The sequence below is a fragment of the Pseudomonas sp. TWP3-2 genome, from assembly GCF_049897765.1.
GTDB lineage: Bacteria > Pseudomonadota > Gammaproteobacteria > Pseudomonadales > Pseudomonadaceae > Aquipseudomonas.
Map to the genome: position 1 here is coordinate 97395 of NZ_JAFCWW010000016.1, position 15469 is coordinate 112863.

Here is a 15469-nt window from a genome sequence, read left to right on the forward strand (position 1 = left end):
CCACAGGTATGAAGACTGGATTCAGCATCGGGAGCTTCATTGAATCGGCACTGCTTTGATGGTCGCGCGCGGCCCCGAAGTCGGCATTGGCACACCCTGCGCAGCGGTCGGCAATTGCGGTGCCTGCATGTCGGGCATCGCCCAGCTGCGTTCTGGTTGCAGCCCGCCCTGCGCACGACGCATGAAGTCGTAGCGGTTGAGGGTGATGCTGCGCCCCGCCGCGCTGTCGCGGATGATGTACGGGCGCAGGAACACCATCAGATTGGTCTTGGTGATCGCTCGGCGCTCGTTGCGAAACAGCGCGCCGATCCCCGGAATGGTCGACAGCCACGGCACCGCGTCATTGCTCTGGCTGTAACCATCCTGCAGCAATCCGCCAAGGACCATGATCTGCCCGTCGTCGAGCAAAATGCTGGTGTCGATCGCGCGTTTGTTGGTGACGATGCCCGCCGCCGTTGCGCTGTTGGAGGCGCGTTCGTCGATGCTGCTGACCTCCTGATAAATGTCGAGCTTGACCGTGCCGCCCTCTGAAATCTGCGGCCGCACGTTGAGCTTCAGCCCCACCTCTTCACGGGTGACAGTCTGGAACGGATTGTTGCTGGTGCCACCGCCACCAGTCACGTAGCTGCCGCTGACAAACGGAATGGTCTGGCCGACAAAAATGCTCGCCGCTTCGTTGTCCAGGGTCAGCAGGTTTGGCGTCGACAGCACGTTGGTGCCGCCCTTGCTCTTCAATGCGCGGGCCAGCACTTTCAGGTCGAGAATCTTGCCGATCCCCGGAATATCCACGGTGCCGTTGACGTAACCGAGGTTCAGCCCTTGCGGCAGCACGTCGAGGCTGGTCTTGCCATTCAGATTGATCCCCGAGCCGCCCAGGTTGGCGCCGCCGATCACGCCGTTGCCACCGAGATTGCCGGTCTGCCATTGCACGCCGAATTCGCTGGCATCGTCCTCGCCGACTTCGACGATCAGGCTTTCGATCACCACTTGCGCGCGGCGCTGGTCGAGCAGGTCGATGACTTCTCGCAGGTTGCGGTACACCGGTTCCGGCGCGGAAATCAGCAAGGTGTTGGTGGTAGCGTCGGCCTGAATGGTTACGCCGCCAGCGCTGAAGGCGACGTTCTGTTCTGTGCTTTGGGTGGTGCTGCTGCCATTGGTGCTGCCTTGCGCATAGCTGCCGCCGGTGCTGCCCGAAGTAGATGTGGTCGAGGTGGCGCCATTGGTCTGCGTACCACTCTGGCCATTCTGCCCACCGCCGGAATTGCTGGTGCTACCCATCGCACTGAGCACCGAACGCGCACTGTCGCTGGTGCCGCTGTCGCTTTCGCCAGTGAGCAAACCGCGCAGTGCCTGGGCCAGTTTTGCCGCTTGGGCGTTGCGCAGATAAACCACATGCAGATTGCTCGGATTGCTCTGCGCGTTGTCGAGTTTGTAAATCAGGTTACGCGCCAGCTCGGTGCGCTCGGGGCTGCCGGCGCGGATGATGATGGTGTTCGAGCGCGGATCACCAATCACGGCGATTTTCTGCGTCGGATCATTGCCCGGTGCGTCGAGCAAGTCGGCAACCATCGGTGCGATGTCGGCAGCGATGCCGTTCTGGATCTGCACCACGTCGGTGTCGATAGCGCTTGGCGTGTCTATGCCTTCGATCAACTGCGCAACCCGCGTCAGGTTCTCGGCGTAATCGGTGACAACGATGGTGTTGTTGCCGGGATAGGCGTTGATCGGATTGTTCGGCGAGACGATTGGACGCAGCACCGGAATCAGGTTCACCGCGTTCTCGTATTGCAAACGAAAAGTGCGCGTGAGCATGCCGTTGCCGCCCGGTTTGTCGGCACTGTAAATCGGTCCGCCGAGCAGTTTCGCATCGGCCTCCGGCACCACCTGCGCCACACCGCCGACATCGACCACGCTGAAACCCTGCATGCGCAACGCCGCCAGCAGCATGTCGTACGCCTGCCGCGCCGGCACCTGACCTTCCGACACCAGCGTCAGAGTGCCCTTGACCCGCGGATCGACCAGAAACTGCTGGCCGGTGGAACGCGACAGCGCCCGCACCACCGCTTGAATGTCCGCATCGACAAAATTCAGCGTCACCGGCTGATCGCCCAGTGGGTTGCTCGGCAGCGCCGCGCCACGGCTTGATCCACCGGTGCGGCCGCGCTCGCTGATGTTGTGCAACTGCTTCGGTGCAGGCCGGGCCTGAGCTTGCGCCCGCTCACGGTCGAGCACCGCATCGCCGCTGCGCTGGGTGTTGGCCAGCGGTCGGCCGAGCTCGCTGTCGACCAGCAGTGGCGGTTGATTCGATGGCGTGGTGTTGCTGCACGCGCTCAATGCCAGAAACAGCAGCGACAGCGACATACGTTTCGCGTTGGATCCTGACCCACTCATGAAGCTTCCTTAGCGCCCAGCGCCTGATCCATGCGAACGGTGCCCGACAAAGTGCCGGCGGTGTCATCGGTTTTGGCCTCGTCTGCGCGTTGCAAACGGGCCTCGACCACTTGCAGTGAAAATTGCCGAGGGTTGGCCAACAGCCAATCGATTGCGGCGTCAGCGGGTGCGGCGTCGAAGGTCAGCAGCCAGGCGCCGGATGGCGTGGCTTCCAACTGGAAATGCCCGCCGAGGCCGCTGGCTTGCAGGGTTTGTTGTAGCGATTGCTCAACGCTTTGCCCCTGCGGACGCACGCTCACTTCACGCAGCAAGACTTCCAACGCTTCTGTCTGCGCGCGCAACTTCGGCGTTTCGGCTTGCCAGTAACTGATTTTTTTCAACGGTGGCTGAATCAACGCGATCCACACCAGCCAGCCGATCACCAGCACGGCCACGCCGCCAACCATGCGTTTTTCGCGCAATGCCAGAGGCTGCCAGCGTGCCTGTAATTGACTGGCGAAGCGTTGCCAGGAGGCGCGGTATTTCGTCCGCGCTGCGCTATTCATCTTCGGCTCCGCTGCTGTCTTCGGCTTCGGTCGCGGTGGCTTCACCGGTTGGACGCAAGGTCCAGCCGTCGTCATTGGCGCTGACGCTGATCCCGGCCTGGGCCAAGGTGGTTTGCCATTCCTTGTCGCCGCGCCGCGCTTCGGCCAGCAGACTCAACTGCAAAGCGCCGTCAGCGAATGTCAGGCGCTGCACGCTGCCGGCCATGAACGGCATGCCAATGCCGGCCTGCAACACCAGCCGATTGAAATCCTGCCCCGGCTCGTCCGCCGCGCCTTGCTTCTGCGCCGCGATCTGCTGACGCGCCTGTTGCAGCGGATTGAGGATCACCGGAATTTGCGGGAACGCCTGCTTCACTCGCTGACTCATCTGCGCCTTGAGCTGCTGGCCCTGCCCGGCCTCACGCGCGGCATACAGATTGAGGCCGATCACCCACACCGCCAGCGCCAGAGCGCAGCAACCGACCGCCCTGCCCCAACCTCGGTGTTCGCGACGTTGTTGCTGGATGCCGCCATGCAAACCCCAACCTGGTAGCGGCCCGGCCCAGCGCTGCGAATCGGCTAATAGCGACTGCCCGGTCTGCGGCGCCGGATCACCGATCCAGTGCGCAGGCAGACCGGTTTGCATCTGCCAGTCGTCATCAATCAGCGGCTGCACTTGCGCCGCATGGACGCTCTCGCGCAACAAGAGATGATCGTCGTGCAGGCAGCCGACCCCGCCCTCGATTACCGGCAAACTGTAGGCCGCCGGGTACAGACCTTTAAGGCCCAGGCCGGTCTCGCGCAGTAACTGACCGAGGTGTTGCAGATCCTTTCTTGTCAGCCAGGCCATTTGTACTTGGCCCGTTTCTCCGCGAGGGCCGTGGGCGATGTGCATGTCAGCGCTGTCGGCCAGCATCAACGCCTGCGCCGCGCACTGCACGGCTGCTGCGACTTTGTTTGCAGGCAACGGCGGCAACTCGATGCTCGCCAGCAGACTGTCCGCCGGGTGCAGAAAACACAGCAGCGCAGACTGCTTCGGCAGTTGCTCAAAGCTTTTTGATTCCTGGCGCACGAACTGACTTTGCCGATCCAGCCACACACATTCCAGCTGACTGTCCGCACTCAATTGCGCCAGCGGCGGCAGACTCACGCGCAACTGACTCATACGCCCACCCGCGACCAAATCACCTGCGGCAGTCGATCCTGACTGCGATGCAACAACGCATCGAGATTGACCCGCCGCTGATCACGCCGCGCCTCGCCACGCAGGCGAAACCAGTCACTGGTGATGCCGACCTTGATGCTGGTGACATCCAGCTCGGGCTGACGCAAGCGGTTAACGAAATCGCCGCGATTGATGAACCAGCGCCCGGCGTCACGCTCATTGATCAACGCCTGCGCGCGCTCCAGCGACAACCCCGGCACATACGCCGCCAGCACTGGCGCGGTGGCGGTATTGCCGTTGAGCCAAGTGGTCGCCGGGATCACCGTCAGGTACGGCGCGAGCTTGAGGATCAGCGCGTCATTGACCCCGTCGACACTGCGCAGATCGTCGAGGTTGCGCAGCATCGGCAGCGTCGGCGATTGCGCTTTTCGTGCGGCATCGGGAGAGGTGCTGCGGCCACTGTCGAACGTGTTTTTTGCAACGTTGGTGTTCGCCGATGACGGACTGATCAATCTCGGATAAGAAGCAATCACCCGCTGGCTGATGCGCTGACTCAACGCCGCGCTGACTCCGATCAACTCGCACAAACGCTGAAACGCCTGCACCTGCGCCTCATCTACACGCTCGTTGGCCACCAGATTGCGCAGGTTGAACTTACCCTGCTCGTCCTCAAGCCGACCTTCAAAACCTTGCGCATTCAAGCGCTGCGCCCACGGCTGATCGAGCCGGGTCAACGGATCGCGCTGCCGCGCATCCCACAAAATCTGCCGGCTCAATTCCAGCCCACCCTGCAAGATCCAGCGCCCCTGCACACGCAGTTGTTCAGCCTCAAGCGCACGGCTCGAAATGCTCTGCCGCGTCAACATGCCCGCCGCAATCACCGCGACCACGGCAGCAATCAACAGCGCACTGATGATCGCCATCCCCTGCTGGTTCGAATGGTTATTCATGGCCGGCCTTACAGCTGCCAGGAACCGATATCGGCATTCACGCCGTCGCCGTCGGGCTGGCCATCGGCGCCGAGGGAAAAGATGTCGATCTCACCGTTAGCGCCGGGGTTGAGGTACTGATACGGACGGCCCCACGGGTCATTCGGCAAGCGTTCGAGGTACGAGCGCCAGTTGCTGTTTTTCGCGTCAGCCGGACGTTCCACCAACACTTTCAGCCCTTGGGTCATGCTCGGATAACTGCCGTGATCGAGGCGATACAGCTTGAGCGCCTGCATCAACCCGCCGATGTCCTGCTTGGCTGCCGTGGCCCGCGCCTGATCCGGTCGATCCAGCACTTTGGGCACGACCATCGCCGCAAGAATCCCGAGGATCACCACCACGACCATGATCTCGATCAGCGTAAAACCCTGCTGGGCGCGCGGCATCCGTGGCGGTCGGGCAGGCTGTTTGAACGGTGCGATATCCATCTCGACATTCCCTGGCTTGATTCGATTCGACGCGCAGTGTTGCAAGAAGATATGTCAGGGATGTTGAAAATCCTCGGGTGTTTTCGTCGTCAAGCCGTCAAGCGCGCGGGTTAGCGTCGAGGGCTGTGTTTGGGTTTTGGGCCTTTTATGCGTGCGCGTACCCGAGAAGCGGGCTTCACCCTGATTGAAGTGCTGGTGGCACTGGCGATTATTGCCGTGGCCATGTCGGCCGCCGTACGCGTGGCAGGAATCATGACCCAGAGCAGCGGCCTGCTGCGCGACCGCTCGATAGCCTTGATTGCGGCGCAGAGTCGTATGGCCGAGTTGCGGCTTGAGGGGCGATTGCCGTTGGGGATGAAGGCGATGGAGTGTGATCAGGGGCGGCTGTTGTTGCGCTGTGAGCAGGTGATTGGGGCGGCGCAGAATGGGCGGTTGTTGAGGGTTGGGGTCCAGGTGTTTGATCGGGGGCAGGATGGGCCGGCGTTGGCGCGGTTGGAGACTTTGTTGATGCGGGCGGAAAGCCCCTCACCCTAGCCCTCCTACAAAAAACCTCTGTATTTCCCATAATGCCAAAGCACCGTCGACCCACCGAACACGAAATAGCCGACATGAAATGGACGCGTCGCCCAGAACTTAAGACCTTTGGGAAGGCGTTGAACGGCGTCAATCAACAGCGGTTCCTGGCGTTGGATACTTTTGGATGTTATCAACCTGCTGACTTCTGCCATTCGTAGAGCTCTCCAGTTAAAACTCCCCCCTGAAGACCGCCAGTCCGTGGTCAGGTGAAGCCACTCATCAAAGTGATTTTCCAGGGCGTCGAGTTTTGTATAGACGGCGTAGAGAATCATTGCGCAGTTGATTATGGCCAGCAGGATCAACGCCCCACAGCCCCAGGCGAATACTGTGCTGGTGATCTCCATTATTCGGAATACTCATGAATTTCTTGCCCCACTAACTCGCCTAGCTCGGTCATCTTTGTTCCTGTTTCCACTGATCCCGCCGCGCCGACCACAAGCACACACACAAGCTTCCCTACTCCCTTCAGCTTCGCGCAAACCGCCATACCTACTTTCCCTCCTATATATCCACCGCCGAGAGCCCCAGCTGTACCGCCGACCATTTTCCCTCCTTCGACAAACTTCACTTGCCTGCATTCCGCCTCGCGGTCGGAAGCGCATACCTCGTAGATTTTTGAGCTGGATGCGCCCAGTTGCAGACCAATGCCGAGATAGCCACCCCCCTTCATGTACTTCGCTGCTCTGGCAACGCCTGTGATGTTCGTTGCATATCCGGGCAATTGCGCCGATGAACCTGCTTTGCCCCATCGGTGAACAATTCGGCGGCTGGATAATCCCAGTGCACGTTTGAGTTTTGGATGATCTGGCAGACCGGTGCCCTTGCGTACCAGCGGGCCAAGGCTGGCATCCAGTTTCGCCATCAGACGTTTGCGTTTGGCAAAGAACTCTGGGGATTGCAGATGGCGATGCTGGGTGTATTGCTGCTGATGCAGTTGCTCCAACTCTTTGAGGGTGTTTTTCAATCCTTCCAAATGGTGGCCGATCATGAATGACGCAACGCCCAACGCGCCCGCCGACACCTCCAGAAACGGCTCAATCACCTCATGGTGCTCAACCATGAACGCAGCCTCTTCATCCGTTAGTTCTTCCAGCGCCTCGTTGGCCTTTTCCGCAGCGGACATCATCTGTGCTTCTTCGCGCCGGCACATGTAGTTGCGTGAGTCGCTGAACAAGACCATTTGCCCAGGCTTGACCTGCTCACCGAGATGTCGATTGAGTGAGCGGAATTCGCGACGCAGTGCGTCGCCGGGCCTGATTTCGTAAAGCTCCCGCTCGAGTGCTTCGAGCGTCATGGATTTCTGAACGATGTGGAAACCCGACTCAGCAGGTTGCGGCAAGGTGTAGGCGTGTTCCTCCACCAGATGTTGTGCAGGAGGTGGTTCGGGTTTGGGCTTCAAGCCGTTCCAGGAGGCGCCGCCGTTATCCGCAGCGACGCGAGGTTTCACCAGTGCCCAATCACCGTTACGCACCGCATCGATGAGTTTTCGCTGATTCGCGCTTTGCATGTAGTTGGAACGATGCAGGCCCATGGCGTTTAACAGGTCGTCGAATCCGGGCAGATCGTCCGGGCGATTCATTGCCTGTCGGAAGTCCTCCATGGCTTGGCAGGAATCGAGGATCTGCTCACGTTGGCCATGCAACTCGCTTTGCGGGATGAGTCTGGTCACGTCCGTGTCCCGTTCTGAAAACGGGGGACTTTGGCGAACGGACTCTGGTTTGAATGCAGGATGGATCGGTGTTTGCTGTAGGGGAAATCCGGTTTTCTGAGTTGCGGGCTTCGCGCTCAAATCATCAATGGTTATGGCGGCTGGAGAACGTCAGAATTGTCGAGCGCTCCAGTCGCCTCAGGCATCCTGCGCGACGCATAAGGCAAGCTATAAACCACCTGGAGAAACTGTCACATGAAGGCTTCGATCCTCATGCTCGTCGCGATTTACTGCGTGAGTACCACCGTCGCGTTTGCCGACGGCTCACAGCCGTCAAACGACAAGCGCGCGACAGCAGGTATCGCCGTCGGCGAGCGTTTGATGGCGGCCAGGTCCAAGTTGATCAAACAAGGATGGAACCCAACCCCGATGCACATCAGCGATGGCTATGAATACAGTGGCGTGGAACGGGAATTGGCTGCACGCAATTTCCTGGAGCTCGATACCTGCTCTTTTGATAGCTCGCGCTGCATCTTGTTCTATTCAAAGAAAGGCGCCTGCCTGCGCGTCGACACCATTGGTGAAGAACTCAATGACATGACGGTTACGCGATGGACCGATGAGTGTCCTGATGCGCCTCCAAAACCAGCTACAGACGACGCGGGTTAGTCACTCACTTGTGGTAACCCGTCTAACTGCGTTGAATCCATAATCAACTCGGTCGCTCAGGTCGATGTAAAACGCCAGACACCTCGGTCGGCCCCTCTCCCTCCGGGCGGTCCGACGTTTCGGGAGGGCTGGGGTGAGGGCTCGCTTCCGCTTCCGGAGTACCAGGAAAGAACACCCAATCAATCACCAGGCGATCCCGACATCCGCTCGACCACTGCCAAAGCCTGCTATCCACCAGAAGCGGTGATGGCACAACAATGGTATCGTCCACTCCTTTTCAACATTTCTGACAGTTTATAAACAAAGCCAAATCCTCAATCCGGGCCGTTGCTCCCGCACCAGGCATCCCTGAAACAATGGATACCTGACATGGCCAACACATCGCAGAACGCGAGATTAAACAAGTTGCTGGCTGACAGCGAAGCCAGTCTTGCCACGGCTGAATCGAATGCCGACCTGTTAAAGACGATCCATGAGTTCGTCTCATACAATGGCCCGCTCAAATACAGTTTTGCACGCGCATGGTGGTTTTTCGGCGCGGGCCTGTTATTGATTGCGAGCACCGTGGCCTTTCCCAAGTATGTGCATAGCTATACCGTCGCTGCTTTTTTTTACCGTCTGCAAATTGACCCCGACTTGTTCGGCACAGCCGTTTGTGTGTTCGGCATCGTGTGTACCGGCGGCAGTCTGGCATGGATGAAATCCAAAGCTGATCGCTTGCCTTCGCTCAGCAGCAAAATGGCTCGACTGTCATCCTACTTCCACAACGGATTGACCCGCCTGGAAGCAGACCCGCGCTATACCCTCAACAAGCTGGATGCGCAATTTTCTGATTACCGGCGGGGTAACTACAGCCGCGAGTTGCAACAGTCGATGCAGGGTGTATTTACCGGCCCGCTGCACAACCTCCCTTACGAGTACCACCGCCTGCACTACGTCGACAAACGAACGGAACAAACCACCGTTAGCGACGGCAAGGGAGGCACCAAAACACAGACTCGAGTGGTGTATGACCACTACGACCGCTACAGTCTGGTCATCGACTTTCCATGGGTCACCGGCGTATCGGTCAGAACTGATGGGCAATCAAAAAACGACTATCCGAGCCGCATGGACACCGCTTCTCCGGATTTCAATAAAGCGTTCCGTTTGACCGGGCGCAGCGAGATGACCTGTGCGAAGTTCATCAAACCTTCGACGGTGCTGCACTTGCTGAAAGTATTCAACGTACTCAAGGTTCCGAACCTGGAGTTCGCCGAAAGTGGAAAACTGTGCCTCAGCTTCGCCAGCAGCGACCTACTCACGTTCGGTACGCAATATTCGCTGTCTTCACCCAACGAGTTTTACGCAGAGATTGCTGCGGGTATCGAACTGCCGCGCCTGGTGTCTGTGCTCCATTGGAGCCACGCACTCAGTGAACTGCACGATGACAACTTTGCCTCCTCCCCCCTGACAAGCCGCCAAGAGAAGTAAGCCATGGACATCACACTCACCCTCGCCGTTGTTATCGCTGTCGTCATCATCGTAGCGGCCGTCGTCATCTACAACGGCATTATCGGGGGATACAACCGAGTACAACGTGCCTGGTCGGACGTCCTCGTTTACGAACGCCAGAAGACAAAGGTGCTCGATCAGCTGCAAAAGGTGCTCGCAGACTTCATGGTCTTCGAGTCCAGCCTGCTCGAAAAAATCACCGGCCTGCGCAGCGCGATCCACAGCCTGCCTGCTGGAGCGGACGGCAATGCCCTCGCGACCGTAGAGACCGCCTCAAGGGAGCTGATGGGTGGCTTGCGCGTCACCTTCGAGGCTTACCCGGATCTGAAAGCATCCGAAGCGGCGAACAACATGATGCGTGAGATTGCCGAACAACAAGAGAACGTCGGCGCGGCCATCACCATCTACAACCGCAACGTCGAACTGTTCAACAACTCCATCGAGATGTTCCCAGGCTCAGTCGTCAATGGCCTGTTCAACAAGAAAACGCCGGTTATCCCGTTCTCCGATACCGAAGCGTCACAAAGCTTCTCCTACACGCCGAATTTCTAATCCGCGTTATGCGTCGAACCCATCACCCGCGAGGGTGATGGTCGGCTACGTCCCTGCTTAAATAGATTCACCGCTGGTTTTTCGGGCGCGAACCGTTCAATGCCATGACGGTTACGCGATGGACCGATGACTGTCCTGATGCGTTGAATCCATAATCGACTCGGTTCCTCAGGTCGATGTACAACGCCAGACAACTCGGTCGGCCCCCTCTCCCACCGGGAGAGGGCTGGGGTGAGGGCCAGCCTTTGATCCACCCGTTTAACCAATTCCTCACACAACGTTTAAAGACACCCACCGTTACTTCACCAAGCCTACAACGCCTTGCGTCATTGCCTACGACTACGCCAGAATCCGCCGGCTTGTGCGCTTTTGGCGTGGGTTCTATCGTTGGCCGGTCGCTGTAAAACGCAGCGATCGGGTTTGGTAGCCCGGTTCACCTGACGCATAGCAAACCTTTGCAGGGATCGTTTCGTCCTCTGTTTATGGTGGCCATGCGTAGGGCGTCCTCGGACGCGCCGGGTATCCAGGTGACCGGTCTACCAACCTCCGTATGGCCACCACCCTCCGTTTGGTAGCGCGAAGGTGATGGCTCCACTTTTCATCTGGAGTTACATCATGATCAAGCCAACACCGAATCCACCAGAAACAAAAACCGATCCAGTCTCCCCCTACAAATTCCCCGACTCGCGAACCCTCAACGAAGCCGCAGAACGCGCCCTCGACCACTACCTCACCCCACAACAACGAGTCATGGGCAGCCACCACAAACACGACCCCATGTTCATCGCCAACACCGCCTACGACACCGAATCCCTCCTGGCCAACGCCAGCGAATCGCTTGGTTCTGCCAGCGAAATGCTGCAGAACTTCGCCGCAACCCTCGAACCCGCCCATCGCAAAACCGCGCTGGGAATTGCACAGATTGTGATGCTGGGGGAAATAGCGGTGAATCAGGCGTTGGATAATGTTGAGGTGAAGACGTGATTGGCTCATCGCGGTAGATCAACAGGCGGAAGGAAAATGGCCGAGGTTGTCAGCTGTAACCGACAACCTCGGCGACAAGATAATTTCAATCGTCTCTCGCAGGTACTCGCCGAGGTGCTTCGGCCGAAACTACCGATCGTGAACGGCAGCTATCGGCCAGAAGCTGCCGGTCACCAAGCGGCCGCGCGCAAAATGAAGTGACCAATTAAGCCTTTATCTGATGCCCTAATGCAGTTCATTTCTGTCGCAGTCAGCCAGCCAGGGCTGTTTCTGCGGAGCTTTTGACTGAAGTCAAGCGCAGCGGCTATCGAAAGCATAAAAAACAGACATTGTATTTTTTCAACGACTACACTTATACATTCGTCAAGTTAATTAACTTTCTAGTCTAGATGGTATGCCCTTTTAAGACAGCTCTCCTCCATCCAATCCTATCAAAGGAATTTGCATGAAAATTGAAATTCTTAAACAGGCAGTTATGGATTCACGAGACGGCATCACCATCTCTGACAATGGTATTGACGACAATCCGCTGATTTTTGTAAATCCTGCTTTTGAGCGCATGACCGGTTACTCGTTTGAAGAAATCACGAATGTTAACTGTCGATATCTACAAAAAGACGATCGAGAACAGCCTGAGCTTGAAATTGTTTCCAGTGCCGTTAAAAATGGAGAGTACTGCCTTGTAACATTGCGTAACTATCGCAAGGATGGGACGATGTTTTGGAATGAGCTGAGCATATCTCCAATTCATGATGAAAATGGTGTTGTGACAAATTTTTTGGGTATACAGAAAGATGTAACGCCTCGCATGCTGATATTGCAGCAGCTTCGCGACGAGCATCAGTCTCTTGAAGAGATGAAGGCGCACTTCGAACAATTATCTATAAAAGATGGGTTGACAGGTATTTATAATCGTCGTTTTTTTGATACGCAGTTTGAAGTTCAATGCAGAATCGCGTGCCGTACCAGTGATTCATTGACTCTCGCCATGATTGATGTTGATCACTTTAAGTTATTTAATGATGTTTACGGGCATCAAGTTGGCGACGAAGTATTGAAGCGTGTCGCGGATAGTTTGAATAAGTCTTTCCAGCGAGGCTCAGATTTTGCAGCTAGGTATGGCGGTGAAGAATTTGTAGTTCTTTTCAGCGGAATGACAATCGAGCAATCAGCTCGGCACGTCGAAACTCTATGCCAGCTAGTGCGAGATTTGAGAATACCGCAGTGTGCTTCTAAGACAGGATACTTAACTATAAGCGTTGGTTTTTCAGTGCATATATTTAGTCCTCTGCACCCATGTAACGATCTGCTAGCCCGAGCCGACAGAGCTCTTTACATAGCTAAAGAACGTGGTAGAGACCAACACTTTAACCTATAAGATCTGTACGTAAGTCTGGAGAAAATGGCTTTGATGATTTTGCACCTTCATTCCAGTGAGAATAATCTGGGCAGACGTCTACACTCAATCTAGCCCTCGCTCTTTCCCCTCAACTTGGCCAAGCCCTGCTTGATGTGACCAGCGCTCTCGCCGATCGTCTACAAGGCGGCACGGACGTTTTCACCAACGCCGGCCAAACCTTGCTGTTCTGCGTGAAGCGTCAACCATCAGGGCCGCTTCCAAACCGAGCTGATTCTGGTACATCCTTTCCAGCGCATCCGATAACGAATACTCGTCTGACACTGCTCCCACTCCTTTCGAAAAAACAACAAGCATAGCTTCTGAAGGGCAGTGATACCTGGAGCAAGTTATCTGGAAGTCCGCTTCTGGCCGATAGCGGTCTGTCGTAAATGGCTGCTCTTGGCAGAACAGCGATCGCGAAAATTCTTCGCAAATCCATCCTCGTCGTGCGTCGAGGAGCGTGAGCCGATATCACATTTGCTACATCAATGTGACTGACTCCAATCCCACAATTCAAGGCCTCACCAACCTAGGCAACTCCACCCCCTCCAACTTCTCCACCTCCAACCGCACCCGCTCCCCACCCTGCTCTATCACCACCGCATCCCCCTCCACCGACAACAACTTCACCCCCGCACTCACCCGCTCCCCTTGCAAAAAACTCATCGGCGGCCCGTCATTCAGGCTAAGTATCGCCACCGCCCCCCGACTTCCCGCCAACACCCCGCTGACCTTGATCTCCACCGGCGCAGTCTCATTGGAAAACCACTGCAACGCCGGACTGTCACTGCGCGCCGCAAGCAGTTGCGGCGCCGCGTCCGGAGTGCGTGATTCAGCGGTGGTCAGCAGCAGCGACGACCAGGTCGCGATGCCGACCAGTCCGGCCAGAAGTGCCGCTGCCTGGAGCATTTGCGGTGGGGAAAAGCGTGCGGTGAATTTCATGGGCTGAATCTCCTTTTAGTCCCTGCTGACAGACTACGCGGCAATTCTCACGGTTTTATTTCACACGCCTTACATGTTGGCCGTGCAGGATGAACGTTGACGCAAAGGAGCGCGCATCTGATGACGGTTTTTCAACAGTCCTTCAAGCAACAGGGCTTCACGCTGATTGAGTTGATGGTGGTGCTGGTGATCATCGGCATCGCGAGTGCGGCGATCAGTTTGAGTATCAAGCCTGACCCGCTGCAATTGCTGCGCAAGGACGCCGAGCGTGTGGCGCAGTTGCTGCAGGTGGCGCAGGCGGAAGCGCGGGCGGATGGTCGGGCGATTGCCTGGCTGAGTGATGCCAAGGGTTTTCGTTTCAGTCGGCGCAGTGACAGCGGGCGTGGTTTTGAGCATTTCGCGGAGGACGCGCAATTGCGGCCGCGCACTTGGCAGAGTCCGAACATGGAGGTGCGGGTGGAGCCGAAACAGAAAGTCGTGCTTAACGCGGAGTGGATTAATCCACCGCTGCAATTGACGTTGTCTGACGGGCTGAATCGGCTGAGTGTGCTGCGGGATGCGACTGGCCGGATTAGTGTGCAATGAACAGTCAGCGTGGGTTCACCTTGATTGAAGTGATGGTGGCGATTCTGTTGATGGCGGTGGTCAGTTTGATTGCCTGGCGTGGGCTGGACAGTGTGACGCGGGCGGATGGTCATTTGCAGGCTAGCGGTGAGCAGAGTGACAGTTTGTTGCGGGCGATGAATCAGTTGCAGCGCGATGTGGAGATGCGCGCGGGGATTGAGTTGAGCGAGCCGAGGAAGGCTGGGGTTGATGATGAGCCTTCGACTGCGCCGCCTGCGATTACTGTGCGTAGCAGCGATAGTGCGGGGTTTCGGCTGGATATTATTCGCAGTGCTGCGGATCAGCCGGGGGCGTTGCAGCGGGTGCGTTGGTGGCTCAAGGGCGACACGCTCTATCGCGCGGTGGCGCCGAGTCGCAGTCGTTATCCGCTGCCGGCGCCGACTGCGGGGGTGGCGGTGTTGAATGAGGTCAGTGATGCGCAGGTGCGGATTTGGGAGACGGATAAGGGTTGGCGACAGTTGAGTGGGAATCGGCGGGAGGATCCGCTGGGGTTGGAGATTCGGCTGACGCGGCAGACGGCGCAGGGGGTGGAGAAATATCGGCAGGTGATGGGGCCGTTGGAGTGATATTCGGCTGTTACCCAGGTGTCTGCGCAATGGCTTTACCTTCGGCGGGTTTTATATTGGGTTTGAGTATCCATGAGAGAGATTGGTCGGATATCAGGGTGTCATCGCCAGCAGGCTGGCTCACACAGGTGGTTTGTGTGAATTCAGTTGGGGATTGGTTGGCTGGCAGGGCGTCATCGCTGGCAAGCCAGGCTCCCACAGGGATTGAGTGCAGCCGGTAGATGTTGGTTGGTTGGCAGGGCGTCATCGCCAGCAGGCTGGCTCACAGTGGGAACTGAGTACATCTGCAAGAGACTGGTCGGCTCATAGGCCGCCATCGCTGGCAAGCCAGCTCCCACAGGTTTGGGGGACGTCTGCAGTTGCATCGGCAACTGTGAGATTGCCATTGCCAGCAGGCTGGCTTGTATGCTTAGTACTTGAAGGGAGGAGAAGGGACTAGGCTGGCTTCTGACTGTTGACGCAGTACAGATCCGTGGGAGATTTCGCCCCTCCTCCTTTCACCCAAGCGCCGATAAAGA

Annotated in this window: 16 protein-coding genes; 8 read left to right on the forward strand and 8 right to left on the reverse strand. The window is 57.5% G+C overall.

Annotated features, from left to right (window positions below; genetic code table 11):
* Window positions 1-36 precede the first annotated feature (36 nt).
* The 5 genes from gspD to gspG are packed head-to-tail and all read right to left on the reverse strand — an operon-like array spanning window position 37 to window position 5497.
* A complete protein-coding gene (gene gspD / locus ACP7EE_RS20910) occupies window positions 37-2391 on the reverse strand; it encodes a type II secretion system secretin GspD (RefSeq protein WP_426236406.1) in 2355 nt (784 codons plus the stop codon).
* A complete protein-coding gene (gspM, locus tag ACP7EE_RS20915) occupies window positions 2388-2936 on the reverse strand; it encodes a type II secretion system protein GspM (RefSeq protein WP_426236408.1) in 549 nt (182 codons plus the stop codon). The genes gspD and gspM overlap by 4 nt, the downstream gene beginning before the upstream one ends.
* Window positions 2929-4080, reverse strand: coding sequence for a type II secretion system protein GspL (gene gspL / locus ACP7EE_RS20920; RefSeq protein ID WP_426236410.1), 1152 nt, complete (start codon window positions 4078-4080; stop codon window positions 2929-2931). The genes gspM and gspL overlap by 8 nt, the downstream gene beginning before the upstream one ends.
* A complete protein-coding gene (gene gspK / locus ACP7EE_RS20925; protein ID WP_426236412.1) occupies window positions 4077-5030 on the reverse strand; it encodes a type II secretion system minor pseudopilin GspK in 954 nt (317 codons plus the stop codon). The genes gspL and gspK overlap by 4 nt, the downstream gene beginning before the upstream one ends.
* Before the next feature lie 8 nt (window positions 5031-5038).
* Window positions 5039-5497, reverse strand: coding sequence for a type II secretion system major pseudopilin GspG (gspG, locus tag ACP7EE_RS20930; protein ID WP_426236414.1), 459 nt, complete (start codon window positions 5495-5497; stop codon window positions 5039-5041).
* Window positions 5498-5644: 147 nt separating this feature from the next.
* Here gspG and gspI point away from each other — a divergent pair, with 147 nt between their 5' ends.
* A complete protein-coding gene (gene gspI, locus ACP7EE_RS20935; protein ID WP_426236416.1) occupies window positions 5645-6031 on the forward strand; it encodes a type II secretion system minor pseudopilin GspI in 387 nt (128 codons plus the stop codon).
* A 5-nt stretch (window positions 6032-6036) separates the two neighbouring features.
* On the opposite strand, the gene ACP7EE_RS20940 is transcribed toward gspI, so the two are convergent.
* Both ACP7EE_RS20940 and ACP7EE_RS20945 read right to left on the reverse strand, forming a co-directional pair.
* On the reverse strand, window positions 6037-6417 hold the full coding sequence (locus ACP7EE_RS20940) for a hypothetical protein (protein WP_426236418.1): 381 nt from the start codon (window positions 6415-6417) through the stop codon (window positions 6037-6039).
* Entirely contained in the window at window positions 6417-7742 is a 1326-nt protein-coding gene (locus ACP7EE_RS20945; RefSeq protein ID WP_426236420.1) for a hypothetical protein, read from the reverse strand. The genes ACP7EE_RS20940 and ACP7EE_RS20945 overlap by 1 nt, the downstream gene beginning before the upstream one ends.
* Before the next feature lie 234 nt (window positions 7743-7976).
* Here ACP7EE_RS20945 and ACP7EE_RS20950 point away from each other — a divergent pair, with 234 nt between their 5' ends.
* From ACP7EE_RS20950 to ACP7EE_RS20970, 5 genes are all read left to right on the forward strand, one after another.
* Window positions 7977-8390, forward strand: a complete 414-nt coding sequence (locus ACP7EE_RS20950; RefSeq protein ID WP_426206467.1) for a hypothetical protein — start codon at window positions 7977-7979, stop codon at window positions 8388-8390.
* A gap of 369 nt (window positions 8391-8759) precedes the next feature.
* The gene (locus tag ACP7EE_RS20955) at window positions 8760-9863 is read left to right on the forward strand and encodes a hypothetical protein (protein WP_426236422.1); all 1104 of its coding nucleotides are present in this window, start codon (window positions 8760-8762) and stop codon (window positions 9861-9863) included.
* A gap of 3 nt (window positions 9864-9866) precedes the next feature.
* On the forward strand, window positions 9867-10436 hold the full coding sequence (locus ACP7EE_RS20960; RefSeq protein WP_426236424.1) for a LemA family protein: 570 nt from the start codon (window positions 9867-9869) through the stop codon (window positions 10434-10436).
* A gap of 615 nt (window positions 10437-11051) precedes the next feature.
* Window positions 11052-11420, forward strand: coding sequence for a DUF6124 family protein (locus tag ACP7EE_RS20965; protein ID WP_426236426.1), 369 nt, complete (start codon window positions 11052-11054; stop codon window positions 11418-11420).
* 445 nt (window positions 11421-11865) lie between these two features.
* Window positions 11866-12798, forward strand: a complete 933-nt coding sequence (locus tag ACP7EE_RS20970; protein ID WP_426236428.1) for a diguanylate cyclase — start codon at window positions 11866-11868, stop codon at window positions 12796-12798.
* A 534-nt stretch (window positions 12799-13332) separates the two neighbouring features.
* Here ACP7EE_RS20970 and ACP7EE_RS20975 read toward each other — a convergent pair.
* On the reverse strand, window positions 13333-13761 hold the full coding sequence (locus ACP7EE_RS20975) for a type II secretion system protein N (RefSeq protein ID WP_426236431.1): 429 nt from the start codon (window positions 13759-13761) through the stop codon (window positions 13333-13335).
* A 120-nt stretch (window positions 13762-13881) separates the two neighbouring features.
* Between ACP7EE_RS20975 and gspH the strand changes: the two genes are divergently transcribed.
* Window positions 13882-14346: a type II secretion system minor pseudopilin GspH gene (gene gspH, locus ACP7EE_RS20980; RefSeq protein WP_426236433.1), complete on the forward strand. Its 465-nt coding sequence runs from the start codon at window positions 13882-13884 to the stop codon at window positions 14344-14346.
* Entirely contained in the window at window positions 14343-14951 is a 609-nt protein-coding gene (locus ACP7EE_RS20985) for a prepilin-type N-terminal cleavage/methylation domain-containing protein (RefSeq protein ID WP_426236435.1), read from the forward strand. The genes gspH and ACP7EE_RS20985 overlap by 4 nt, the downstream gene beginning before the upstream one ends.
* Window positions 14952-15469: the final 518 nt, after the last annotated feature.

Coding starts and splice junctions, on each gene's coding strand:
- ACP7EE_RS20975 (WP_426236431.1), bottom strand. CDS start 13,761: ATGAAATTCACCGCACGCTTTTCCCCACCGCAAATGCTCCAGGCAGCG.
- ACP7EE_RS20960 (WP_426236424.1), top strand. CDS start 9,867: ATGGACATCACACTCACCCTCGCCGTTGTTATCGCTGTCGTCATCATC.
- gspD (WP_426236406.1), bottom strand. CDS start 2,391: ATGAGTGGGTCAGGATCCAACGCGAAACGTATGTCGCTGTCGCTGCTG.
- gspG (WP_426236414.1), bottom strand. CDS start 5,497: ATGGATATCGCACCGTTCAAACAGCCTGCCCGACCGCCACGGATGCCG.
- ACP7EE_RS20985 (WP_426236435.1), top strand. CDS start 14,343: ATGAACAGTCAGCGTGGGTTCACCTTGATTGAAGTGATGGTGGCGATT.
- ACP7EE_RS20970 (WP_426236428.1), top strand. CDS start 11,866: ATGAAAATTGAAATTCTTAAACAGGCAGTTATGGATTCACGAGACGGC.
- ACP7EE_RS20940 (WP_426236418.1), bottom strand. CDS start 6,417: ATGGAGATCACCAGCACAGTATTCGCCTGGGGCTGTGGGGCGTTGATC.
- gspM (WP_426236408.1), bottom strand. CDS start 2,936: ATGAATAGCGCAGCGCGGACGAAATACCGCGCCTCCTGGCAACGCTTC.
- ACP7EE_RS20950 (WP_426206467.1), top strand. CDS start 7,977: ATGAAGGCTTCGATCCTCATGCTCGTCGCGATTTACTGCGTGAGTACC.
- gspL (WP_426236410.1), bottom strand. CDS start 4,080: ATGAGTCAGTTGCGCGTGAGTCTGCCGCCGCTGGCGCAATTGAGTGCG.
- ACP7EE_RS20955 (WP_426236422.1), top strand. CDS start 8,760: ATGGCCAACACATCGCAGAACGCGAGATTAAACAAGTTGCTGGCTGAC.
- gspK (WP_426236412.1), bottom strand. CDS start 5,030: ATGAATAACCATTCGAACCAGCAGGGGATGGCGATCATCAGTGCGCTG.
- gspI (WP_426236416.1), top strand. CDS start 5,645: ATGCGTGCGCGTACCCGAGAAGCGGGCTTCACCCTGATTGAAGTGCTG.
- gspH (WP_426236433.1), top strand. CDS start 13,882: ATGACGGTTTTTCAACAGTCCTTCAAGCAACAGGGCTTCACGCTGATT.
- ACP7EE_RS20965 (WP_426236426.1), top strand. CDS start 11,052: ATGATCAAGCCAACACCGAATCCACCAGAAACAAAAACCGATCCAGTC.